Raw genomic sequence first — 23,340 nt, 5'->3', positions numbered from 1 at the left:
CTGCGGACATGGGGTGCACCGGGCCGCGGTCACGCGACCCGGTGCTCGGATCTCGTCGTCGCGGCGGTCAGTCGCGGAGGAAGTCCAGGACCTGCTGGACGAACAGCTGGGGGTACTGGAAGAGCGCGCCGTGACCGGCGTCCGGGTAGATGCCCAGCTGGGCATGGGGCAGCACGTGCGCGAGGTTGACCGAGCTGATGGTCGGAATCATGATGTCGTCGTCACCGTTGATCACCAGAGCGGGCTGCGAGACGTTCGCGAGGCCGGTCGGCGAACTGCTCTGCTCCCATTTGGCCAGTGCGGTGGCCTGGGCCCCGATGGTCTCGTTGGTGACCGCGGCGTCCCGGTCGGTGGTGCGCTCGTCGAGCCGGGCGAGGAACGCGTCGGCCGCGGCCTGGCTGGCGTCGGTCTGCGAGAAGAACAGGACGTGCTTCGGGTGCCTGCCCGTGGCGGTGGCCTTTTCGACCGAACTCTGCAGCACGCCGAACGCGTTGGCCGGTCCCGCATCGCCCGCCGGCGACGTGCCGGCCAGGATCAGGCGGCGGACCAGGGCCGGCTCCTGCTGAACGAAGGCCTGCGCGACCATGCCACCCAGAGAGAAGCCCAGCAGGTCAACGCTGGTCAGGCCAAGCGCCTGCACGAAAGCAACGGCGTCAGCGGCCATGGCCTCGACGCTGTCGGGCGTGGTGCCGCCCGAAGCACCCACTCCGCGCAGGTCCACCAGGATGACATGCCGCTCGGCGGCCAGGCCGTCGACCACGGTGGGATCCCAGTCGTCGAGGTTGGCCGTGAAGTGGTGCAGCAAGACGACCGGAACACCCGATCCGGCGCCGATTTCCCGATAGGCGAAGGGCGTTCCGTCGACGTCCACCGTGCGGGTAGCGGCTTCGTTGTGGCTTGTAGACATGGGTGGTCCTCGTACCTCTCCTTGTTCGGGGCAGTGACCCGTCATGGGATAACGGTCGCTATATAACGATCGCTATCGTATGGTGGTGGCAGCGTGAAGGCAAGTGGGAAGACGAGGACTCGACGTGCGTTACCCGAAAGACCACAAGGAGATGGCACGCGCCGCGATCCTGACCGCGGCCGCTCGCCCGCTGAAGGAGAAAGGCTTCCACGGAGTCGGCGTCGACGGCCTCGCTGCTGCGGCCGACGTGACCTCGGGCGCGATCTACTCCAACTTCGGCAGCAAGGAGGCGTTCCTCGAGCAGGTGGTGGAGGAGCAGCTCGGCGTCGAGTTCACCGTGATCGACGCCCCCGACCCGGACGAGCGCCGGCGTCGTCTCGTGGAGTTCCTCCAGTTCTACCTGAGCGACGAGCACTGCGCGGCAATCGCGGACGGGTGTCTCATGCCGGCGCTCAGCGGAGACGTCGCGCGCGCGAGTGAGGCGGTTCGGGAGACGTACGAGCGTCGGATGGCGGCCCTGGTCGAGTTGCTCACTCCGGCCATGCCCGGCTCACCGGGCGAGCAGACAGAACGCGCGTGGGCACTGGTCGCCTCGGTCGTCGGCGCCGTCACGATCGCACGCGCTCTCCCGTCGGGCGAACGAAGCCGCGCCATCCGTGCGGCCACGCTTCGCTGCGTCACCGCCGCCATTGACGGCGGTGGCAGCACTTCTCCCTGATCAGCCGGACAACTGAGTGCGCGCAGGAGGATGACCGGAGTTGGAGCCGCCGGTTACCCTCGGCGGATACCGCCGCCGCGAGGCGAGCTGACGGCGAAGGCGAGGCTCCGCTGTGGACATCCACCCAACAGACATCCCCTTGGGCTGCGTTGTCGACGGGTTGACCGGCTTGTGTTCGGCGCCGGGCGCGACAGCACGGCAGCTCGAACGTGGGGTTCGCGCGGTGGTGGTGTCGGATCCCACGGACTCGGTTCAGAGCGCCGGTGCCGGCAGCGGACACATCGTGGTCCTCACCGGTGTGGACGGGTCCGAGCCTCCCGGACCGGAGGGGATCCGACTGCTCACAGCGGGCGTCGCGGCTGTCGTGCTCAAGGCGAGCACCGAACTCGACCGTGCCTGGCGAACGGACGAAGGCCCGGCTGTGCTGGTCGCCGAGCGGAAAGTCCCGTGGCTGGATTTCCTTTCCGCGATCTCCGGCATGGTGGGGACGAATGCCGGTCCGGCGGCGGCTGGTGCTTCGTTGTCGGAGCTCGTGGACGACCTGGCGGGCGAGGTCGGCGCGAACATCCTGGTCGAAGACATCGCGGGCCACGTGCTCGCGCATTCGGCCGGCGGTGAGCAGATCGACGACTGGCGGCGCGACGCGATCCTGGCGAAGCGCTCGGTGTGGCCGACGTCGGTTCTGCTCCGACGGCACGGAGTGCAACCGCGGGCGATGGCCGGAGGCACACCCATCCGGTTCACCATGCCCGGGGCGCAGGATCGGCTCGTGGCCGAGCTTCCCGGAGACCGAGCAGTGAGCGGTTACGTCTGGGCTGCGTTGCCCGGGCCGGAGCTGACCGAGGACGAGGTCCAGGCGCTCGCGGAGTCGATCCGCCGGGCGACCGCCGCGATGGGGCGAGCGGTGTCCCTGCTCGGGACCAGCCGGCTCGCCGAGTCGGCGCGGCGTACCGCGCTGGTGCGTTCGGCGCTCGAGCACCCCGACGCCACGACTCTCAACCGGATCGGGTTGGCACCGGCTTCGCAAGTCGTCGTGTTCGCTGCCCGCTTTCCGACTCCCGCCGACGGCCCGGGCGAGCTCGATCGGCTTCGCGCCCGGCTTGAGACTGACCGGGATTCCCGCATCGTCGTCGTGCTCGACGAAGTCCTCGCGGTCATCGATCGCGCCGACGACAAGCTCCGCGACCGGACAGGTTCATCCATCACCAACACCGGCGCGACGGCAACCGTGGTCGAAGGCTCGGCCGCGGAACTCGGGGCACTGTTCGAGCGCGCGCGTGCCGTGTTGGAGGAGGCGCCGCGACTTCCACGGCTCTACGAGGTGCGCCATGTGTGGGGAGCGCTGTGTCTGCGAACTCTCGCCGCACGCCCCGAGGACGACACCTGGGGTTCAGGCGGTGCCCTGCCACTGTTGCGCCACGACGCGGAGCACGGCACCGCTTACGTCCTGACCCTTCGCCGTTATCTCGAACACTTCGGCGACGTCAAAGCGACTGCGCGCGGGCTCGGGGTACACCCCAACACGATTCGATACCGCCTCGGAGTGATCCGGAAGATGCTCGACGTCGACCTGGATAATCCGGACAACCGGCTGGTTCTGCACCTCCAGCTCGCGGTGCTGGAACGGCGGGGCGCCGGGCTCACTCCGGCGCCCCGTCATCAGTCCCGTGTCGCGTCGAGTTCGGCGAGGACGGCCGGCTGAGCGGATCGGACCGAGTTCCGGCGACGCAACTGGTGCACCGCGCCCAGTGCGCACGCGAGGACCGTCACTCCGATGCTCATCACCGTCGACCCGCGGTTGCCGGGATCGACCAGGAAGCCCACCAGCACGGCGAACAACGCGGCGACCACGACGATGCCGAGCACCGGGTGTCCCCACATCCGGACCTGGAGCGCGTCCGTTTGCGACGCGGTCATGCGGAAGCGCGCCTTCAGCTGCGTCAGGGCGATCGCCAGATAGACGACGAGCGCCATCCCGCCGATCGAGCTCAGCAAGAAGGTGAAAACCGTCTCGGTCGGCAGGAAGTAGTCGGCCGCCACGGTGACAAAACCACCGCAGGACGCGGTGAGGATCGCCAAATGCGGCACGCCGCGCTTCGTGGTCCGCATCAGGCCACGCGGCGCCTGCTGGTGCGTCGCCAGTCCGAACACCATTCGCGAACTCGCGTAGATGCCCGAGTTGAGGTTCGAGAGCACGGCGGTGACGATGGCGATCTCCATGACCGCGGAGGCGCCGGGTATCCGGAGGTGTTCCAGCACCGCAGCGAACGGCGCCGACGCGACGGCCGGGGAGTCGGACGGCAACAGGGTCACGATGATCGCGATTGATCCGATGTAGAAAATCAGGATCCGCAGCACGACCGAGCGCATCGCTTTCCGCAGCGTGTGGGCGGCGTTCTTCGTTTCGCCGGCGGCGACCGTCACGACCTCCGTGCCGAAGTAGGAGAACATCACGACGAGCGCGGCGACGACGACACTGCCGATCCCGCTGGGGAAGAATCCGCCGTGTCCGGTCAGGTTCTCCAACCCGGGCGAGGATGTCCCCGGCAGGATCCCGAAGACGGCGAGCACGCCGATGGCGAGGAAGGCGACGATGGTCACCACTTTGACCAGCGCGAACCAGAACTCGAGCTCGCCGAACAGGCCGACCGCCACGAGGTTGACGCCGGTCATCACCACCACGAAAACAAGAGCGAACAACCACGGTGGAACGGCCGGCACCAGATCGCTGAGGATGGACGCCGCCGCCGTCGCCTCGAAGCCGGCGGTCACGATCCAGATGTAGGCGTAGACGTACCCGACCGCGATCCCCGCCCACGCACCGAATTCACGAGTGGCGTAGGCCGAAAAGGACCCCGTGTCCGGCGAGTGGACCGCCATTTCGGTCAGCATGCGCATGATCAGCACGACCAGCAGTCCGACGGCGGCGTACGCGACCAGAACGCCGGGGCCGGCCGTCTTGATGGCGCTCCCGGACCCGACGAAAAGGCCGGCGCCGATCACGCCGCCGAGCGAGATCATGCTGACTTGCCGAGAGTTGAGCCGGCGCTTCAGGCCGGCTCCGGATTCTTTGGTTGTTTCGCCCATCTTGTTCTCCTGGCTCTGTTCTGCGCCGGTGGTGCGCGCGGGATCGAAGCCCCCCTTGAGCTGATCAGGTCCTGGCGGTCGTCAGACCGCGACCGAAATACCGGTTCCCGGGCGCACGTTCGCGAACTCCGCCCTGATCTCGGCCGGCAGGCCCACCCCGAGCCCCGGTGCTCGCGAAGGCGCGACGGAACCCCCCTCGATCTGCAGAACGCCGTCGAGCAGCCTGGTCATCAGCGGGTTGTCGTAGGTGCAGAACTCCACGAGCTCGATGCTCGGGTTGGCGAACGCCGCGTGATAGTTCGCCATGATCGCGATCGCTGATCCCCAGGTGTGCGGTACGACTCGGAGGCCGTGCGACTCGGCCAGCGTCACGACCGCGTTGAGCTCGCCGATCCCGCCGACAATCGTCGCGTCGGGTTGCAGAACGTCCACTCCGCGACTGTTGGCCAGCGCCCGGAAGTCGGCTCGGGAGGTATACGTCTCGACGCCGGCGAGGGGAACGTCGACTTTGCGGCGCAGCTCGGCATAACCGGCGTGGTCATCGGCGGGCCGGGGTTCTTCGAACCACTCAGCGTCCAATGCCGACAGACGGCGTCCGATCCGGACCGCTTCCTGGAACGTCCACGGCCTCGCGACTGTGCCCTGCGCACCGTCGAGCGCGAACCGCGTTCCGGGCAGGAGAACGTCCGCGACCCGATCGAGCAGCTCGAGGGTCTCCGGCACAGTCGGTCGCGCCCTGACCTTGACCAGGTCGAACCCGGCCGCCTGCTGGGCACGCACCTGCTCGACGACGGCGGCGACGGTCGGGCCCAGCCCGGTGCTCGCGTAGGCGCGTACCCGCGCGTGGGCCAGGCCTCCGAGCAGTCGCCACAAAGGCACGTGCTGCTCCTGGGCGAGCAGGTCCCACGCCGCCACCTCGAGCGCGGAGATGACGCCCACCGGCAGGCCGCCGCGCGCCCAGAACCTCGTGCTCCGCACGAGCAGGTCCCGCAGTGCGGCCGCGCTGCTCAGTCGTTTGCCGACCACCAGCGGCCGCATCGTTTCGACGATGCTGCTCACGGCCGTCACGGCGGCCGTCGCCTGCGTCACCTCACCGAGGCCGACCAAGCCGTCTTCGGTCTCGACCTCGACGATGGCGTGGTCGAACCCGTGGAACACACCTCCCAGCCACGGAATCGGTTCCGGCAGAGGCGCGCTCAGGGCAACCAGACGTACGTCTGTGATCTTCACTCTCTGGACCTTTCGACACCGGCGAACCACTCACGGTTGAACGGACGGAGTATGCGGAGTGTCGAAGGACCAGGTCATTCGCTTGTGTTACAGGAAATGGGGCGAGCTTCTTGTGCGGAGTTCCAAACGACCGCCGGGGAGATCAAGACCGCTACTGGCAATCTTCGCTAGCTCCTGCTAACTTCTCTTTGCATGTGCAGGGTTTCACTATGAGCAGCTCCGTGCCGACTGGGGACGAGCTCGTGCAGATCCTCGCGACGCTGGCCAACCCTCACCGGTTGCGGGTGATCGCGGCACTGAGCCGTGAGCGCAACTACGTCAGCAGACTGGCGCGTGAGCTGGGCATCAGTCGCGCGCTGCTGCAGGTTCACCTGCGGAAGCTGGAAGCGGCCAACCTGGTGTCGGCGCGGATGGAGCTCTCGGAAGACGGGAAAGCAATGAAGTTCTACGAGGTGCGGCCGTTCGTGCTGGACCTGACACCTGAAGCCGTGGTGGTCGCGGTCCGCACGCTGACCACGCCCGGCGAATCGGAAGGAACCCGGTGATGGATCGCAACTTGCAGGAACTGGCCGGCGTGATCGGGATGTTCGCGCTGGTCATCGTGATCATCGTGGTCACGGCCACGCAGATCGGAGCGGTCCGGCGGGAGAAAGCGCGGCGCGTTCGCGATGACGACTACCGCAAGCTCGCCGAGGAAGGCCTCGCCTCGCTGCGGAACATCGAACGACAGCTCACCGAGATGAGGACCCAGATGAACTCCGTCGAACGGATCCTGCAGCAGGTCGAGTAGTCACGAGAAGTCCTGGGCCGCCGAGCTGCCACTCGACGGCCCAGGTGAGCGAAGACGCACCGAACTCGCCCGCGGGCGAGCACTCAACGGAACCGTCCTCACGAAAGGACAGTATTTCATGCTGCCCACCGACAGCAGCCGCACCGGCGCGCCGTCACCATCTCAACAGCAACGCAGAGAAACAGTCGCCGAACGGATCTCCGCGTGGTCCGTGCAGCACCGCGCGCCGGCGATCATCGGTTGGCTCGCGCTGGTCGCACTTGCGCTGCTCATCAGCGCCGTTGCCCCGGGTGACAGTGCACGGGCCGTGGACCCGGGCGAGTCGGGTCGCGCCGAAGTCGCCCTCGATGCGCAGGGAAAGCACGAGCCCGCGCGGGAGAACGTGCTGGTGCAGCCAGAAAGCGCCGGACGAGCGCCGTTCTCGGCCAACCCGGCAGTCCGCGCCGCGACCGATGATCTGGTCGCGACACTTCGAGCCGTACCGGGCGCGGTGGCCGAAGTCCTTTCGCCACTGGATGATTCGAGCCGGATTTCCGGCGACGGCCGATCCGGCCTCGTCACCTTCGTGCTCGCAGGCCCCGACGACCAGGCCTCGGCTCATTACCGGGCTGCCACCGAGGCCGTCGGGCAGGTGGCCGCACGCCATCCGCAGGCGCGGCTCGCCCAGGCAGGTGACATCAGCCTGAACGACGTGGTCAACGACTCCCTCGGCCACGACGTCGAGCGTGCCGGGCTCATCTCGTTGGTGCTCACCCTGGCGATCCTGCTGATCGTGTTCGGCGCGCTGGTCGCCGCCGTCCTGCCCGTGCTGCTGGCCATGACCGCCGTGGCGGGTGCGTTCGGGCTGCTCGGGGTGATCGACAAGGCGGTGCCCGTCAACAGCGCGGTGAACGCGATCGTGCTGCTCATCGGGATGGCGGTGGGAGTCGATTACACCCTCTTCTCGCTCCGTCGGGTCCGCGAGGAACGCGCTGCCGGACACACCGACGACGAGGCACTGAGGATCACCGCCCGAACGTCCGGACGCGTCATCGTTGTGTCCGGGGTGACGGTGATCCTCTGTTTGTCCGCCATGCTGTTCACCGGCCTGGACAACCTGCGAGGTGCCGGTCTGGGTACCGCCGTTGTGGTGGCCGCCGCGATGACCGGCGCGGTGACGTTCCTGCCTGCGCTCATTTCGCTGCTGGGTCCGAGAATCGACCGCGGACGCCTGCCGTGGATCGGCCGCCGGCGAACGGCCGCCGCCGAATCCCGGGCCTGGTCGGCGGTGGTCCGCACGGTGGTCCGGCGCCCACTGGCCTGGGGCGGCGCAGCCGCACTGGTGCTCATCATTGCCGCGCTGCCCGCGTCAGGCATGCGGTTGGAAGACGCCGGTGCCCTGCACAGCGTGCCCCGCAGTGTTCCCGCGATGGACGCGGCGATCCGCGTCAACGAAGCGTTTCCCGGCGTGATCGCGCCCGCGAAGATCGTTGTCTGGGACGACGACGGCGGCGTCGTCGACAAAGCCGGAGTTACGCAGGCACTGGCGGGCCTCGGCCGGCGCGTAACCACGAGCGGTGGCTTGCTTTCCCAGCCGATCACCACCGTCACGGTGGGCCGCGCCCTGGTGGTCCGGGTGCCACTGGCCGGTTCCGTGACCGACCCGGAGTCCTATCGAGCGCTGGAGGACCTGAGGACCGACATTCTGCCGGCCACCTTCGGGAAGGTGAGTGGCATCCAGTATGCCGTCACCGGCAAAACGGCGATCGCCTACGACTTCACGGCCGTGCTGTCCGGGCGGATTCCGATCGTCTTCGCCGCCGTGCTCCTGATGGCATTCGTCCTGCTGGCCGTGTCCTTCCGCTCGATCGCGATCCCGATCATCTCGATCGTGCTCAACCTGCTGTCCATCGGCGCCGCCTACGGCGCACTGACCTGGATCTTCCAGGACGGCCACCTCTCGTCCGTCTTCGGCTTCACCAGTTACGGCGGCGTGGTCTCGTGGCTGCCGATGTTCCTCTTCGTCATGCTGTTCGGGCTGAGCATGGACTACCACGTCTTCATCCTGAGCCGGGTCCGCGAACGGCGCGAGAGCGGAATGGACCTGCGCGAGGCGATCGTGAGCGGGATCGGGCGCAGCGCCGGCGTCGTGACGAGCGCGGCCGTGATCATGACCGCGGTCTTCGGCGTCTTCGTCATGCTCGACGCGATCGAGTACAAAATGCTGGGCTTGAGCATGGCCGTCGCCGTGCTTGTCGACGCCACCCTCGTCCGCGGAGTGCTACTGCCCGCCGCGTTGGCACTCCTGCCGCCACGGTCTTGGAAGCCGTCACGGTGGACGCGGCCCGGATGACCTGCGAACTGGCCGACGTAAGGCTTTGCGGACTGCCATCCCTGCCCCACTCGGCGCCTGATCCCGGGCCGGCCGGACCGTTCTTCCGGCCGGCCCCGCCTGGTGGCCAAGCAAAGAACCCATCGCAATCGTCAGCTTATGTTGACACCTTGGCATCGTCAGCTTATGTTGACGAAATGAAGACACGAGCGGAGATCGCAGAGAGCGCGGCCAGTTCCGACCCCGACGTGGGGTTGCGGGCGGTGGCGGCGCTGCGAGCGTTGGCGGAGGAGTTGGAGACGCTGCAGGTGGATCGGGCGCGCCGGTCGGGGTGGTCGTGGCAGGACATCGCGGCCCGGCTCGGCGTGAGCAAGCAGACGGTGCACCGCAAGCACGGCCGCAGAATCCGGGGGCCGAAATGAGGAACCGGCAGTTCGCTGAGGACGCCCGTGCTCTCGTGCGGACGGCACAGGAACGCGCCCGCACGCTCGGACACCCCGGGATCGGCTCCGAGCACCTGCTCTTCGCGGTCGCGAACGCACCCACCCGAGTAGGCGAGGTGGCCAGGGAGTACGGCCTGACCCCCGACGGCGTCGCCACCCAGACCGACCGGCTCCTGGCCAGGCCACGCCGGGCGTTCGACAACGTGGACGCCGAGGCGCTCGCCGCGATCGGCATCGACCTGGACGCGGTGCGGGAAGCGCTCGAGACCAACTTCGGCCCCATCCCGCCACCCTGGCCGCGGACCCGGCGTCCGCGGCTACCAGGACACCTGCCGATCACCGGTCGGGCCCGGTCCTGTCTGCGGGCCGCGGTCACCGAGGCCGGGCGCCGTGGCGTGTCCCCCGCCGGGGCCAGTCACCTCGGCGCTGTCGTGGTCGGCACGTCCGGCGGGATGGTGCCGCCGATCCTGAGCGCCCTCGGTATCTCCGCGCCTGCACTTCGGACGGCGCTTCTCGAACGCACCTGGTGACGTCGTGACCCTCCGGAACCGCCGGGGCCTGTGGTGGCTGCTCGCGACAGGCCTGGCCGCCTGGGCCGGCAGCTGGCGCATCATCCACTTGGAAGTGACCCGCTGGCACCATCTGGACTCACGCCTGCGCTTCACTCCGCCGCCCGCGCCTCCCGGCAGTCCGGCTCCCCACGCCGGACTACCGGTGATCATGGCCCTCGCGGTCGCCGGAGCCGCCCCGCTGGTGTCCATCGTGGTCGCCGTGCTGCTGCTCGCACGGTCGTCCACAAAGGACAACAACCAAGCGGCCGGCTGACGTCGTCTCGGGTCAGTCGTGACCGAAGCCGGAGCAGCCATGGTTCGAGAGTGCCCCGTCCCGCAGCCGGTGTCCGCCGATGTGGCCGCGATTGTGCTGTGCTCTGGCGAATTCGATGATCCACGGGAGCATGCGCTCCGCCCGCTCACGAGCTTTGCGCAACAGACGGTTGGCGCCCCTCGATCTCCGCCGGTTGCGCCGCGCCGCAGGCTTGGCGGTACACGGAAACGAAGCTCTCGAGTGTGTCGGCGAGGTCGTGGCGGGCCACCAGCGCTCGGCCGGCCGCGCCCATCGACGCGCGGGCGCCTGGGTCGCCGGCCAGCTCGTCCAGCCGGATGGCAAGCGCGTCGATGTCGCCCGGCGGGTAGAGGTGGCCGTTGACGCCGGGGTGGACGAGGTGCGGCAGCGCCATCGCGTCGGCCGCGACGACGGGCAGGCCGGCGGCCATGGCTTCCATGGTGGCGATGCTCTGCAATTCGGCGGTGCCGGGCATGCAGAAGATCTGGCAGCAGGCGTAGATGCGGACCAGGTCGGCGTCCGGGACGAAGCCGTGGAAACAGACGCGGTCGGCCACGCCGAGCTCGGCGGCGAGGCTCATCAGTGCCGGATGGCATGAACCGTCGCCGACGATTTCGGCGCGGAGGCGCGGCAGGCGGGCGACGGCGCGGACGAGTTCGTCGACGTTCTTCTCCGCGTCGAGGCGGCCGACGAACAGGGCGGCGACGTCACCCGTGGCGGGTGTGGCGCGTTCGGCGTAGTGGGCAAGGTCGATCCCGCACGAGATGACGCGGACGGGACGTTCGAGTCCGTTGCGCGCCAGCAGTTCGGCGGCCCGCGGTGTCGGCGTCGTGACGGTCCCGACCGTGCGGTACACGCGAACCAGGTCGCGCCAGCCGACGCGGATCAGCGCGCGCCGGAGGGACTGCGGCAGCCGCACATAGCCGAGGAGGTTCTCGGGCATGAAGTGGTTGGTCGCGACGGTCGGGATGCCCCGGCCTCGCGCGGCTGCGAGCAGGGCACGCCCGACGGAGAAGTGGGATTGGACGTGCACGACGTCGGGCCGGACCCGGTCCAGCACGTCCTCCGCGGCCTGGCGGGCGCCGCCGGGCGTGCTGATCCGGAACGTCGGGTGAAAGGGCGTCCCGAAGGCGCGGGCGTCGTGGATGGTGAGGCGGCCGTGGTCCGTGTCGTCGCCGCGGGGCCGGGGTCGCAGCACGTGCACGTCGTGTCCGAGGTCGGCCAAGCCGTGGGCGAGCCGGGCGGTGAAGTGGGCGGCTCCGTTGACATCGGGCGGAAACGTGTCGGCGCCGAGCAGGATCCGGAGGCCGGAGGTGGGGCGCGAGTCGGGCATGGGGGGTTCCTTGTCGTGTTCGGAGGGACCGCTGAGTGAGCCCGCCAGCACGAGCACGCCGAGCACGGCGGCCAGCGCCAGGACGAGGCGTGCTGTGGCGAGTGCCGGCAAGAGGTGAGGTGCCTCGCCGTAGAGCAACTGGTCGGCGGCGACGGCGGTGAGGGGGTCGAGCACTGTCGTGGCGGCGACCACGACGGCGGTGGGCCCGGCGGCGTGGGCCTGCTGGAGCAGCCAGCCGCCACCGGCGATCAGCGCTCCACCCGCGAGCGCGAATCCGGCCGCGGTCGGCAGATGGGACAGGCTGAGCGCGGCCGCCCGCATCACCGCGGCGCCGAGGCCGAACAGCACGGCTGCGGCGGCAGCGCGCCCGAGGCAGCGCGCACGGCCCCGGCACGCGAGCCCCGCCGCGGCCACCACCGGACCGGCCAGCACCGCGAGCACGACCGCGCTCGTGGTGATGTGCGCGGGTGGGGTCGGCGCGGTCGCCGAGGTGAGCACGAATCCGGCGACAGCAACGCAGACGACCGAGGCGGCGACGCGGATTCGGCGTGAGGTCGCCGCGCCTCGGCCGGCAAGCACGGTCAGCACGAGGCTGAGCACCCCGAGCGGCTGGACGACGGCCAGGGGCGCGAGCGACAACGCGGTCAGGTGCAGGGCGGTGCCGGTGACGCCGAGGAGGACCCCCGCCTGCCACGTTCGTGACCGGGCCAGCCGCGCGAGCTTGACCCGGCCCGTGACGCTGCTCCGGGTCTGGACGGCGTTGTGTTGCAGGGCAACGGATCCCGCGAAGAAGCAGGCACCGAGCAGTGCGAAGGCGACGGCGAGGAGGGTCATCGGGCCGCCGTCCGCACCACGAGCGCGATGGTCACCAGGGTGCCGAGCTCGGCGGCGAGCGCGACTCGTTCGAGCAGTCCCTGGGGCAGCTCGGAGACGAACTGCGCGATCCCGAACGCCGCTGCGGTGACGAAGGCCAGCCGGCCGCACGAGCGGATCCGCGGTGCGTGACGGGACCAACGGGGGTCGGCGCGCAGGAGCCGTACCAGCGCACGGCACGCCAGCGGAAGGCACGCGAACAGCACGGCGCCGCCGAAGCGGTGGATTTCGCCGTGCACCGTGACGACGGTGGCGCTGGGGTTTTCCTGGAACAGCAGGACGAGGAACAGCCCGGCCACCCACAGTCCGAAGAGGACGGACACGGCACGGTCGCGCGGCAACCCCGCCAGGTGCGCTGCCACGACGAGGGCGATCCCGCCGGCGAGCACGAGCAGCACCGCGATCGTGAACAGGCCCCGGCCCCAGCGGTGCAGCGCGTAGTCACTGACGGGGTCGCGGAACGGGTCGACGCGGTGCGCGAACCCGATGGTCAGCCCGCCCACCAGGGCTAACGCGGCCGTCCACAGTCCGATCGCGGTCCACGCGATGGGGCTGATCCGCGCCGGCCGAGGCGAAGTGGTCCTCACTCCGCCCACGATCGTGAGCCTGGATGAGGAAATGATGAAGATCGAGCCCGGTTTGGTTAAGAACCGCGGACAGGTGCCGCGCAGGGCAGGGTCAGCTCGAAGCGAGCCCCGCCGCACTCGCCGTTCGACGCGGTCACCCGGCCGTGGTGCTGCGCGACGACCTGCTGCACGATGGCCAGTCCGAGCCCGGAGCCGGGCAGCGAACGAGCGGACGCCGCCCGGTAGAAGCGTTCGAACACGTGCGGCAGGTCGGTGTCGGGGATGCCCGGGCCCTCGTCGGTCACGACGAGGTGCGCTTCGCCCGGCTCGGCGGTGAGGGTGACGGTCACGGTGCCGCCGGCGGGACTCCACTTGGCGGCGTTGCCCAGGATGTTCAGCACCGCGCGCTCGAGCGCGGCCGGCCGGCCCCGGACCACGGAGGCTTCGGCGGACAGGTCGAACCCCACCCCCGGCGCGTGTGGCCGCGCGCGGTCCACCGCCGTACGCACGAGGTCGTCAAGCTCCACGTGTTCCACGTCTTCGGGTGACCGGTCCCCCGTGGCCAGCTCCACCAGCTCGCCGACCAGGTCGGTGAGCTCGGCGGACTGCGTGTCGAGGTCGGCCAGCAGGCGGGCGTGGTCGTCCGAGGGCAGCCCGGACCGGGTCTGCGCGTGGATGAGCAGCTCGATGTTGTTGCGCAGGCTGGCCAGCGGCGTGCGCAGCTCGTGGCCGGCGTCCTCGACCAGGCGGCGCTGTTCGTCGCGCGAGGTGGCCAGCGCGGCGAGCATCTCGTTGAACGACTCGGCCAGGTTCGCCAGCTCGCCACGGCCCTTGACGGTGATCTCGGCCGCCAAAGCCTGGGTGCGGGCGACCTCGCCGGCCGCGGTGGTCAACGTGTCCACTGGCCGCAACGCCGTTTTCGCGACGGCGCGGCCGATGAGCGCGGCGACCAGGACACCGGCGAAGCCGACCAGCAGTTCCCAAAGCCCTAGATCGGCCAAGGTGTGCTCGACACCCTCCGAATCGCGGGCGACCTGCACCGCGCCGCCGTCTGGACGCGCGGCGATCCAGACGCGGTAACGGTCCGAACCGATCTTGTCGACCTCGGAGCCGACCGAGATCCCCCCGGCGGCGACTTGCCGCGCCTGCGCGCCGACCGGAAAGGCGCTCACTTCCCCGGCGGCCCCGGTGGGCACGCCGGCGGCGTCGAGGAACTGGACGGTGAGGCCGATGCCGTGGTCCGGGTCGGTGCTGCGCCCGTCACGGTCGGCCGAGCGCAAGGTAGCCAGCGCGTCGGCCGGCGACGCGGACTTCGCGGCCACCTGGGCGTAGGCCTGCAGCTGCGCGTCGAACTGCCGGTACAGGCTCGCCTGCGTCACCAGCCAAGAGGTGAGCGAGACTGCGACCACGGCGACGGCGACCGCTGCCACCACGAGCACGGTCAGCCGGGCCCGCAACGTCAGGTCCGGGAGCCGCCCTTTCACAAAGGGTCCTCACGCAACACGTAGCCGACGCCGCGCACGGTGTGCAGCAGCCGGGGCTCTCCCCCGGCCTCGAGCTTGCGGCGCAGCGAGCCGACGTAGACGTCGAGGCCGTTGGACGCCGCGCCGAAGTCGTATCCCCAGACCTGTTCGAACATCACCGCGCGGGTCAGCACGTGGCGCGGGTTGCGCAGGAAGGTCTCGAGTAACGAGAACTCGGTGCGGGTGAGGCGAAGCGGCCGCGATCCGCGGGTGACCTCCCGGGTGGAGGAGTCCAGCACCAGATCGGCGAACGACAGCGGTGGCGGCAGCTCCGTCGCGGCGGAGGCGTAGTCCGTGCGACGCAGCAGAGCGCGGACCCGGGCGAGCAGCTCCTGCAACGCGAACGGCTTGACCAGGTAGTCGTCGGCACCGGCATCGAGGCCGGCCACCCGGTCGTCGATGCCGGTGCGGGCCGTGAGCATCAGGATCGGGACGTGGTTGCCTTCGGCCCGGAGCAGCCGGCAGCTGTCGATGCCGCCGAGGACCGGCATGGTCACGTCGAGGATCACCCCGTCCGGCCGCTGCGACCTGACCAGCTCCAGCCCACGCGCCCCGTCCGACGCGACCGACACCGTGTAGCCCTCGAAGCGCAGGGTGCGCGACAGCGAGTCCCGCAGCGCGGCTTCGTCATCGACGATCACGACGTGCACTCGCGCCTCCGGGTCTCTTTCACGCAAGTTACCGACGGGTGGCTGAGCGGACCGTCAGCGCACGGTTAGCGGCCGGTTAAATCCGCTTGCGAAGTCGTTGACCTCGATCGAACCTCCCGCTGAGCGTCGAGAACCTACAGTCGATTCGTGCACGAAACCGCGGAACCGGAGACCGGCGGACGGGTGCTCGCCCCGGCCGTCGTCGCCGGAGTCGCGACGCTGGTCTTCCTGCTGTTGACGGTCTCGGCGACCGGAACCCTGCCCTGGACGAAGGGATTCGACCTCGCAGTGCACTCGTGGCTCGTCGCGCACCGCTGCGCCGCGGTGGTCTCGTTCGCCGCAACCTTGACGAGCACCGCGTCCTCGGCGTTCGCCGTGCCGGCGGTGTTCCTCGCCGCGATCGCCCTGACGCGAGGCTCGCTCGGCGCCCGCCTGGCGCGCGCCGCATTGGTCACCGGGGTCGTCGGTTTGGGCGTGTTGTGCCGGTACGGGCTCTGCGCGCTGATCGCGCGGCCACGACCTCCCGAGGCCGACTGGGCCGTCACCGCGTCGGGCCAGTCATTCCCCTCGGGCCACACCTCGGATGCGATCATGGCCGCGGGCATGCTCGCGTGGCTCGCGGCGCAACGGCTGCACGACCGGCCGGTCCTGCGCGCGACCGTGTGGATCGTCGCGGGCACCTACGTGGCGGCGATCGCGTGGACGCGGGTGTACCTCGGCGTCCACTGGCCCACCGACGTGATCGGCAGCATCGCCTTCGGGACCGCGTGGCTGTGCGGCGCTCTCGCCGTCCACCGGGCGCTGCCCTCCGGCGGCCGTTCCAGCGCAAAGCCGACGACCGCGCCCGACTGAGCTGAGGTCGTGTCGGTCTCGGAATCTCGTCCGGTGGCGCGGAAAACGGTGACCGTAAGGAAAAGTCCGGAACGTGGCCCAGGCGTGGCCAGACATACGAGCAATACGATCCCTGCTACCACACGGCCGCGGCCGCGCCGAGAACGTCAGTGCGTGGGCATGAGGGGCGTGAAGTCGCGGGCGGCGACGAACGGCGGACGCGGCGAGGCGGCGGCATACGGTTCCCGCAAGGTGTTCTCCACGCTGTTGAAGACCACGAACACATTGGAACGCGGGTAGGGAGTGATGTTGTCGGCGGATCCGTGCATGAGGTTGGCGTCGAACCACAGCGCGTGCCCGGCAGGACCGGTGAACTGGTTGATCCCGTGGGCCGCTGCCAGGCGCGCGATCGTGGTCTCGTCGGGCACGCCGACCTGTTGTTCCTTGAGTGAATCCCGGTAGTGGTCCCCGGGGGTGGCGCCGGCGCACTGCGCGAACTCCCGGTGGGAACCGGGCATCACCATGAGGCCGCCGTTGAAGGGGTGGTTGTCCGTCAGTGCCAGTGACAGGCTGACCGCGCGGGGAACGGGCATGCCGTCTTCGGCGTGCCAGGTCTCGAAGTCGGAGTGCCAGTAGAAACCCTTGCCGCGGAAGCCGGGCATGCAGTTGATCCGGCTCTGGTGCACGTACACCTCCGAGCCGAGCAGTTGCCGGGCCCTGTCCAGCACACGGGGATCGCGCACCAACCGTGCGATGAGCGGGCTCATGCGGTGGACCTCGAAGATCGACCGCACTGCCCCGGAAGCCTTCTCTCGCACCACGCGTTCGTCCGCTGCCAGCGTTTCGTCGGCGCAGAGTCGATCCAGCTCCGCACGCAGCAGGTCCAGTTCCTCTTCCGTGACCGACGACGGGACGATCGAATATCCCCGTTCGGCGTGAGCGGCCAGCTCGGCCGGGGTGAACGGCTCGCGCAGCCGACCCGGCCACACCGCGGGCACCTCCCGGCGCAGCAGCGCCGGTTCACCGCCGATCCGCGTCGGATATCTGTCTTCGGTCGTGGTGCCCGTCGTCGTCATCCCGGTTCCTTCCATTCCACGGCAGGGCGAGTACCCCCGAACCCGAGCAGAATCCACATTAACGTGAAAATTCCTGCGATCGGCAGCGCTCACCCGCCTTGGCGCGGCATGCCGTCCTGAAACAGCGCTGGGAGACAGTCGGGCTGATCGACGATTTCCTCGCAGGCACCCGTCGCATGCTTGCGTAACTCGGGACCCGGCCCGGGCCGCGGATCGATTTCGGCTACCGGGCCGGTGCTGTGAAAAGTTCGTCGTGAAAAGCTGCGTCAGCTGACGCGGAATCACGAGAGAATGTTTCCCTCGGGATCCTCACCTCACCAGGTCCGTGAATTTCCGACTCGCACGTGATCAAATAAAAGGTGATTCCTTCTGCGTCGAGTTCATTGCCGCGCGGGCCGGTCAGCGTTTCGTGGTGATCGTGGTGACCGGCAGGCCGAACCGGCGCTCGGCTTGGTGCGGCAGGTCGGCCCGGAGCCAGCGGGAGGCGCGCCGGGGCAGCGTGGCCACGATGATCTCGTCGAACTCGCGGCCCGCGAGCACCTTCTCGATGGCTTCGAGCGGCTGGGCGCTCCCGAGGTCACCGTCCGCCTGAACCTTCCACTCGGCGAGGTCGGCGAGCACCTGGTCCAGCCGTTGCCGGGCCTGCGCTGTCGCCTCCTCGTCGGAGGCCGGTCGACCGAAGTCCATCACCACGCTGGGCATCGGCATCAAGCCGCCGGCGGCGGGCACCGTGTGGTAGTGCACGGCGGCGGTGTTCGGGACGAGCACGTAGAAGGAACTCGGCCCCGCCTCGATTCTCTTGTGGAGCTCGTTCTGCAGCTCCGGACCCAGGAGGGTCTGGTTCGCGACCACGAGGTAACTGCGCATGAAGACCACCCACTCGGTCAGCCCTTGACACGCTGTGAAATCTCATGATAGGTCGCCGCACGTGCCGTGGTCTACGGCGAAGGGCCGTGGCGATCGCCGTCGAGACCAGGCGGAACCCGCGCACCACTGGGTCGAAAGGTCCACAAAGGACTTGCCGGTCGAAAATCCCGACCGGCGCCCCGAACCCGACGGGCTCACCGCAGATGGGACAGGTCGGCGGCGCCCACGAGTCCAGCTTCGTTGCCTAGCTCGGCGATCCGCACCTTCGCGGTCGGGCGGTGTCCGCGGCCGGTGAGGTTCTTGCGGAAGACGGCCTCCGTCGGCGCGCGGAGAATTTCCCCGGCCTCGCACACGCCGCCGGCGATGACGAACATGCCCGGGTCGAGGATCGCGGCCAGCGCGGCCATCCCGCGCCCGAGCCATTTGCCCAGCTCGTCGAAGCAGTTCAGGGCGGTCACGTCGCCGGACCGCGCGGCCTCGGTGACGATGTGGCCGGTGATGCCCGCCGGACGCCCCCCGGCGAGCCGCAGCAGCTCCGGGGCCATCGAGGGCGCGACGGTCGCCTGCTCCTGCGCCTCGAGGACGAGCGCACGCCCGCTGCCGTACTGCTCCCAGCAGCCGTGCAGGCCGCATCCGCAGCGCCGTCCGTCGGGGACGATGGTGAAGTGCCCGATCTCGCCGGCCAGCCCGTAGCGGCCCCGGAAAAGCTTCCCGTCGAGGACGACACCGCCGCCGATCCCAGTACCGATGGTCAGGATGACGACGTGGGTCTCGCCGCGGGCGGCGCCGAACCGGGCCTCGGCCCACGCGGCGGCGTTGGCGTCGTTCTCCACGATCACCGGCATGCCGAGCCGGTCCTCCAGCGATTCCCGCAAATGCTCGTCCCGCCAGGCGAGGTTCGGCGCGAACATCACGGTCGAACGCTTCTCGTCGACGAAACCCGCCGCGCCGAGGCCGACCCCGACCACGGTGTACTCGCTGGTCAGCTCGCGAACGGCGTCGGCGATGGACTCCTGGGTCTTCGACGGGTCGTCGGCGGGTGTCGGACGCCGGGTGCGGGCGACGATGTGCCCGCCCTCGTCGACCACCCCCGCGGCGATCTTGGTGCCGCCGATGTCGACGCCGATGGCGAGCGTCCCCTCAGGGGCTTCGCGGACGGCCAGGGGAACCGTCTCCGCTGCCGGCGCCTGGGCGTTCACGACGCCCGCCCGGCCAGCACGTGACGCCCGAGCGCGGCGACGTCGATCTCGTCGAGGGAGGTCACCACGAGGTCGGCCCGCGCGGCCGCGAGCAGCGCCTCGTCGTCGGCCCTGGCGACACCGAGCGCCGCCATCCGGCCGGCCTTGGCTGCCTCGATGCCGCTGGCCGCGTCCTCGACGACGAAGCAGTCTTCGGGGGCGACGCCGAGTTCGGCCGCGCCGGTCAGGAAGATCTCCGGGTGTGGCTTGCCGTGGGCGAAGTCGCGGCCCGAGATGTCGGCGTCGAAGGAGTCCAGCAGGCTCAGCCCGGGCGTCACGAAGTCGTGGGAAAGGCCGTTCTGCGCGGCGAAAGTGTCGAGGCGGATCTGCCGAAGGAAAAGCCCGGCGTTCTTCGACGACGAAGCCGCCGCGGTCGGGATGCCCGCGGCCTTCACCGCGAGGACGAAGCGCAGCGCGTCGGGGTAGGCCTCGAACTCGCCGGCCTCGATGAGCTTGATGACCATGTCCTGTTTGTGCGCGCCGTAGACCTCGACGCGCGCCTTCGCGTCGGGGACCTCGAAGTGCTCGAGGGCGGCCAGCGCTCCGGCGGCGCGGGGTTTGCCGGACATCACCTGCTGGTAGACCTGGGGAGTGAAGCGGTCGTCCGACCACGTGGTCCGCTCGCGGATGTCGGCCCACTCGGTCTCCATCAGCTCGCGCAGCGAGTCCTTCCAGGCCCGCTCGTGCGGGGAGTCGACGAGCACGCCGTCGACGTCGAAGATCGCGCCCTCAAAGCCCTTCGCCATGGTGACTCCCTTCCGCGTGGCCCGGGTGGCTCTCCCGCGTTGCGGGTCCGGGCTCGTGGGACAGGGTGAAGATCCGGCTGTCCCCCGCCCCGAGCTCGTGGACCTCGTCTCCGACGCCGATGAAGACCGGCCCGCGGAAGCCCTGGGGAAGCGCGAAGACGGTCAACTCGTCACCTGTGATCGACACCCGCAGCGGTACGCCGCGGTACTGCATCGAGAAAACCAGGCCGTCGAGCCGGTTGAGCTGGGTCGGCGCGAAGTACAGCACGCCGTCCCGCACCGCGCTGCCGACGTAGTAGCGCTGCAGCAGGTCCAAGGTCCCGGACATGACACCCATGTGGATGCCTTCCTTGGTCGTTCCTCCTTGGACGTCACCGATGTCGCTCTCCAGCGCCACGATGAACCGGTCCCAGGAACTCTTCGGGTCCAGCGCGGCGAGCACGCCGGCGTGGGTGACGAGACTCAGCGTCGAACCGTGGGAGGTGCGCCGGTCGTAGTAGTCGATCGTGCGCCGGGTCAGCTCCGCATCGTGCTCGTAGCCGAGCCGGCGGAAGAGAGTGCGTAGCTCCTCGTCGGAGAACAGGAAGAACAACATGACCGCGTCGGCCTGCTTGGCCAGTTTGAAGCGGTCGGGTTCTTCGCCCTCAGCCTTGAGGATCCGGTCCAGCCGCTGGATGTTGGCATGCTCGGCCCGGTAGTGCTCCCAGTCGAGTTCGTCCAGGTCCAAGTAACCCTCGAACTGGCTGATGATGCCGTCCGGGTGGAACGGCACGTACATCTTGCGGCTCATCTCGTCCCACGTGTGCAGCTCGTCGTCGGTCAGTCCGAGGCGGGCGCGCAGCGCGGCGCGGCGGCTGGCCGGCAACAGCCTCAGCACCCGCGGAGCGGTGTCGGCGATCCAGGCCACCATCACGTTGGTGTAGGCGTTGTTGCGCAAACCGCCTTCTTCGCTGCCGGGATAGCGCTCGTGGAACTCGTCGGGTCCCATCACGCCGTGGATCTCGTAGCGGTCGCGCTCCGGGTCGTACCGGGCGATCGAGGCCCAGAATCGTGCGATCTCGAGCATCAGCTCGGCGCCGTAGTCGCGCAGGAACTCCCGGTCGTCGGTGGCCTGGTAGTACTGCCAGACGTTGTAGAAGATGGCCGCGTTGACGTGGCGCTGGTTGTGGCTGAGGTCGGGGTCCCACTGACCGGAGAGCGGGTTGAGGTGGACGACCTGGGTCTCTTCGGTGCCGTCGCTGCCGCTCTGCCACGGGAACATCGCGCCCTGGAAGCCTGCTTCCCGGGCAGCCGCGCGGGCCTCGGTGAGCCTGCGATAGCGGTAGAGGAGAAAGCCGCGGGTGATGCCGGGCAGCCGGAAGTTGAGGAACGGGTAGATGAAGAGCTCGTCCCAGAACACGTGCCCGCGGTAGGCCTCGCCGTTGAGCCCCCGGGCCGGGACACCCGCGTCGTGCCGTGCGGTGTGCCGGGAGCAGACCTGCAACACGTGCGCCACGTGGAACCGCAGCAGCAGTTCGACCCGTGGTTCCCGAGGGAGCTCGAGGTCGCAGACCTCCCACAGCTCCTTCCACGCCGAAGCATGCTCCACCAGTGCCTCGGCGAAGTCCGGGTAGCGCAGGACGCCCCGGCCCGCGGCCGCCAGCGTCTCGGTGATCGCGTTGTCGTGCGAGGTGAACAGCGACACCATCTTCTCCACCCGAACCGGCCGGCCCCGCGCCACGTCGAAGGTGATGACCTGCTGGATGTAGTCATCCATCTGATCCAGGGTGCGCGCCACCGGAAGCTGTTCACCGTCGAGGAAGACGCGGGTGCGGGCGGCCTCGGTGACATAGATGTCCGACTGCCGGGTCTGCACCTTCAGCGCGATGGTCTCCGGACCGAAAGTGCGCGGAGACACCGGGTCGAGGTGACGTCCCTCCAGCTCGCGGTAGCGGGCGACCTGCTGGTTGGTCACCCGGCCGTCCAGCCCGGAGATCACCTCGACGCGACCCGACCAGTTCTCGGGCGTCAGCGTCCACTCGATGCCGGCCTGGTGGCTGTGGGCCATGCTCACGAAGCGGCGGCTGCGCAGCGTCGTCTCCCGGCCGGCGCGGTCGCGGAAGCGCAGGACGCGCTGAACGGTCGCGAGCCGGATGTCGTAGGAGTGCTCGTAGGAGATCAGTTCAACGTTGCCGAGCCTGATCGCCTCCTCGCCCTCGATGCGCAGCTTGAGCACCAGCCAGTTCGGCAGGTTGACCAGGTCCTCGTTCTGCACCGGGCGTCCCCCGAGGATGGTGGTTTCCCGGTTGAAGCCGCCGTGCGCGTAGGTGCCCGGGTAGTGGACTTTGTCGGCGTCCTCCCACTCGGCCGCGCCGCGGGTGCAGAAGTATCCGTTGCCCGTCGACGTCAGCGACTCCCGCAGACCTTCGGCGCCGGGGTCGAAGTGGTCGTAGACGAGCACGCAGTCGGACCCGGATTCCCCCTCGTCCGGGGGCCGGCCCTCGCCGACGGCCAAAGTGGACAGCAGCTGGGCCACCTCATCCGGGGAGGAGAGGATGAAGTCGGCCGACGTGTTCCGATCACCCACTTCGGGATCATCGGCCGTGCCGACGAAGATGCCGGCTCCCCCGCGACCGGCCAGTGCCCGGAAGGCATCCTCGTCGGTGATGTCGTCGCCGAGGTAGATCGGGACCACGTCCGGCGAGTCGAGGTGCAGGTCGCGGAGCAGGTGGAGCACGGCCTTGCCCTTGTGCCAGTCGATCTTCGGCTGAAGCTCGTAGACCATCTTGCCCGGCGTCATCTTCAGCCGGTCCGGATGCTCGGCGAGGAGGGTCTGGACCACGGTGGCGATCCGTTGGCGCCGGTCCGGGTCGACGCGTCGGTAGTGCACCGCGACCGAGGCCTTCTTCGGTTCGATCAGCACGCCCGGGATCGAGCCGGTTTCGGCGCGCAGCCGATCGGTGACCTCGCCGATGACGTCCTCGAACCCGCTCGCGGCATCGTGGTGGATCTCGCCGGCGGCCGGACTCCAGATGTCGAAGCCGTGGCTGCCGGCGACCACCAGGTCGTCGATCCCCATCAATCGCTGCACGTCGAGCCGGTCACGCCCGCTGACCACACAAACCGGGCAGCGCATCGCCAGCGCCCGCACCGTGTCCCGCATGCGGTCGGAGATCAGGGCGTCCTCGGGGTGGTCCACGATCGGGGCCAGCACACCGTCGTAGTCGAGGAACACCGCCGGGCGCCGACCGGCCAGCCGCTGCGCGAACCGATCACCGTCACGCAACGCGTGGGGAAGTTCTCGGACCGTCGACGTCGGCTCGGTCATC

Annotated in this window: 21 protein-coding genes; 9 read left to right on the top strand and 12 right to left on the bottom strand. The window is 69.3% G+C overall.

Features of this window, described 5'->3' with window-relative positions; translation table 11 throughout:
- Positions 1 to 67 precede the first annotated feature (67 nt).
- Positions 68 to 907, bottom strand: coding sequence for an alpha/beta hydrolase (locus ABZU76_RS13215; RefSeq protein WP_354868392.1), 840 nt, complete (start codon positions 905 to 907; stop codon positions 68 to 70).
- Positions 908 to 1,031: 124 nt separating this feature from the next.
- Between ABZU76_RS13215 and ABZU76_RS13210 the strand changes: the two genes are divergently transcribed.
- Positions 1,032 to 1,625 (top strand): TetR/AcrR family transcriptional regulator, encoded by a 594-nt coding sequence (locus ABZU76_RS13210; protein WP_354868389.1) that lies wholly within the window; start codon positions 1,032 to 1,034, stop codon positions 1,623 to 1,625.
- A gap of 229 nt (positions 1,626 to 1,854) precedes the next feature.
- Positions 1,855 to 3,327: a helix-turn-helix domain-containing protein gene (locus ABZU76_RS13205; protein ID WP_354868387.1), complete on the top strand. Its 1,473-nt coding sequence runs from the start codon at positions 1,855 to 1,857 to the stop codon at positions 3,325 to 3,327.
- Here ABZU76_RS13205 and ABZU76_RS13200 read toward each other — a convergent pair.
- Both ABZU76_RS13200 and ABZU76_RS13195 read right to left on the bottom strand, forming a co-directional pair.
- Positions 3,285 to 4,712 carry an amino acid permease gene (locus ABZU76_RS13200; RefSeq protein ID WP_354868384.1) on the bottom strand — a complete coding sequence of 476 codons (1,428 nt, stop codon included), beginning with the start codon at positions 4,710 to 4,712 and terminating at the stop codon, positions 3,285 to 3,287. The two genes, ABZU76_RS13205 and ABZU76_RS13200, sit on opposite strands and share 43 nt — an antisense overlap.
- A gap of 81 nt (positions 4,713 to 4,793) precedes the next feature.
- Positions 4,794 to 5,942, bottom strand: a complete 1,149-nt coding sequence (locus ABZU76_RS13195) for a mandelate racemase/muconate lactonizing enzyme family protein (protein WP_354868381.1) — start codon at positions 5,940 to 5,942, stop codon at positions 4,794 to 4,796.
- 209 nt (positions 5,943 to 6,151) lie between these two features.
- Here ABZU76_RS13195 and ABZU76_RS13190 point away from each other — a divergent pair, with 209 nt between their 5' ends.
- The 6 genes from ABZU76_RS13190 (at position 6,152) to ABZU76_RS13165 (ending at position 10,311) form a co-directional block, all read left to right on the top strand.
- Positions 6,152 to 6,487 carry an ArsR family transcriptional regulator gene (locus ABZU76_RS13190; protein ID WP_220241663.1) on the top strand — a complete coding sequence of 112 codons (336 nt, stop codon included), beginning with the start codon at positions 6,152 to 6,154 and terminating at the stop codon, positions 6,485 to 6,487.
- Complete coding sequence (locus ABZU76_RS13185; RefSeq protein ID WP_266118072.1) at positions 6,487 to 6,732, top strand: hypothetical protein; 246 nt, start codon at positions 6,487 to 6,489, stop codon at positions 6,730 to 6,732. Before ABZU76_RS13190 ends, ABZU76_RS13185 begins: the two co-directional genes overlap by 1 nt.
- Before the next feature lie 118 nt (positions 6,733 to 6,850).
- Positions 6,851 to 9,064: an MMPL family transporter gene (locus ABZU76_RS13180; RefSeq protein ID WP_354868377.1), complete on the top strand. Its 2,214-nt coding sequence runs from the start codon at positions 6,851 to 6,853 to the stop codon at positions 9,062 to 9,064.
- A gap of 176 nt (positions 9,065 to 9,240) precedes the next feature.
- Positions 9,241 to 9,465 (top strand): helix-turn-helix domain-containing protein, encoded by a 225-nt coding sequence (locus tag ABZU76_RS13175; RefSeq protein ID WP_354868374.1) that lies wholly within the window; start codon positions 9,241 to 9,243, stop codon positions 9,463 to 9,465.
- The gene (locus tag ABZU76_RS13170) at positions 9,462 to 10,016 is read left to right on the top strand and encodes a Clp protease N-terminal domain-containing protein (protein WP_354868371.1); all 555 of its coding nucleotides are present in this window, start codon (positions 9,462 to 9,464) and stop codon (positions 10,014 to 10,016) included. Before ABZU76_RS13175 ends, ABZU76_RS13170 begins: the two co-directional genes overlap by 4 nt.
- A gap of 4 nt (positions 10,017 to 10,020) precedes the next feature.
- The gene (locus ABZU76_RS13165; RefSeq protein WP_354868369.1) at positions 10,021 to 10,311 is read left to right on the top strand and encodes a hypothetical protein; all 291 of its coding nucleotides are present in this window, start codon (positions 10,021 to 10,023) and stop codon (positions 10,309 to 10,311) included.
- A 145-nt stretch (positions 10,312 to 10,456) separates the two neighbouring features.
- Here ABZU76_RS13165 and ABZU76_RS13160 read toward each other — a convergent pair whose 3' ends face one another.
- Genes ABZU76_RS13160 through ABZU76_RS13145 form a run of 4 tightly spaced genes read right to left on the bottom strand, consistent with a single transcriptional unit; the run spans position 10,457 to position 15,274 of the window.
- Complete coding sequence (locus tag ABZU76_RS13160) at positions 10,457 to 12,496, bottom strand: glycosyltransferase (protein ID WP_354868367.1); 2,040 nt, start codon at positions 12,494 to 12,496, stop codon at positions 10,457 to 10,459.
- Positions 12,493 to 13,122 (bottom strand): DUF998 domain-containing protein, encoded by a 630-nt coding sequence (locus tag ABZU76_RS13155; RefSeq protein ID WP_354868365.1) that lies wholly within the window; start codon positions 13,120 to 13,122, stop codon positions 12,493 to 12,495. Before ABZU76_RS13155 ends, ABZU76_RS13160 begins: the two co-directional genes overlap by 4 nt.
- Positions 13,123 to 13,178: 56 nt before the next feature.
- Positions 13,179 to 14,585 (bottom strand): ATP-binding protein, encoded by a 1,407-nt coding sequence (locus tag ABZU76_RS13150; RefSeq protein ID WP_354868363.1) that lies wholly within the window; start codon positions 14,583 to 14,585, stop codon positions 13,179 to 13,181.
- Positions 14,582 to 15,274: a response regulator transcription factor gene (locus ABZU76_RS13145; RefSeq protein ID WP_354868361.1), complete on the bottom strand. Its 693-nt coding sequence runs from the start codon at positions 15,272 to 15,274 to the stop codon at positions 14,582 to 14,584. The genes ABZU76_RS13150 and ABZU76_RS13145 overlap by 4 nt, the downstream gene beginning before the upstream one ends.
- Before the next feature lie 147 nt (positions 15,275 to 15,421).
- Between ABZU76_RS13145 and ABZU76_RS13140 the strand changes: the two genes are divergently transcribed.
- A complete protein-coding gene (locus tag ABZU76_RS13140) occupies positions 15,422 to 16,126 on the top strand; it encodes a phosphatase PAP2 family protein (protein WP_354868358.1) in 705 nt (234 codons plus the stop codon).
- Between the two features lie 146 nt (positions 16,127 to 16,272).
- Here ABZU76_RS13140 and thpD read toward each other — a convergent pair whose 3' ends face one another.
- The 5 genes from thpD to otsB all read right to left on the bottom strand — a co-directional run bounded on the left by thpD (position 16,273) and on the right by otsB (position 23,339).
- Positions 16,273 to 17,181 carry an ectoine hydroxylase gene (gene thpD, locus ABZU76_RS13135; protein WP_354868355.1) on the bottom strand — a complete coding sequence of 303 codons (909 nt, stop codon included), beginning with the start codon at positions 17,179 to 17,181 and terminating at the stop codon, positions 16,273 to 16,275.
- A gap of 399 nt (positions 17,182 to 17,580) precedes the next feature.
- Positions 17,581 to 18,048 carry a hypothetical protein gene (locus ABZU76_RS13130; RefSeq protein WP_354868353.1) on the bottom strand — a complete coding sequence of 156 codons (468 nt, stop codon included), beginning with the start codon at positions 18,046 to 18,048 and terminating at the stop codon, positions 17,581 to 17,583.
- A gap of 194 nt (positions 18,049 to 18,242) precedes the next feature.
- A complete protein-coding gene (locus ABZU76_RS13125; RefSeq protein WP_255638147.1) occupies positions 18,243 to 19,247 on the bottom strand; it encodes an ROK family glucokinase in 1,005 nt (334 codons plus the stop codon).
- Entirely contained in the window at positions 19,244 to 20,032 is a 789-nt protein-coding gene (locus tag ABZU76_RS13120; RefSeq protein WP_354868351.1) for an HAD-IA family hydrolase, read from the bottom strand. The genes ABZU76_RS13125 and ABZU76_RS13120 overlap by 4 nt, the downstream gene beginning before the upstream one ends.
- Complete coding sequence (gene otsB / locus ABZU76_RS13115) at positions 20,016 to 23,339, bottom strand: trehalose-phosphatase (RefSeq protein ID WP_354868349.1); 3,324 nt, start codon at positions 23,337 to 23,339, stop codon at positions 20,016 to 20,018. The genes ABZU76_RS13120 and otsB overlap by 17 nt, the downstream gene beginning before the upstream one ends.
- Position 23,340 lies beyond the last annotated feature (1 nt).

It is taken from the genome of Amycolatopsis sp. NPDC005232 (assembly GCF_040607795.1).
Classification (GTDB): domain Bacteria; phylum Actinomycetota; class Actinomycetes; order Mycobacteriales; family Pseudonocardiaceae; genus Amycolatopsis.
Note: the sequence above shows the minus strand (reverse complement) of the source record. Positions and strands in the feature narration are given on the sequence as shown.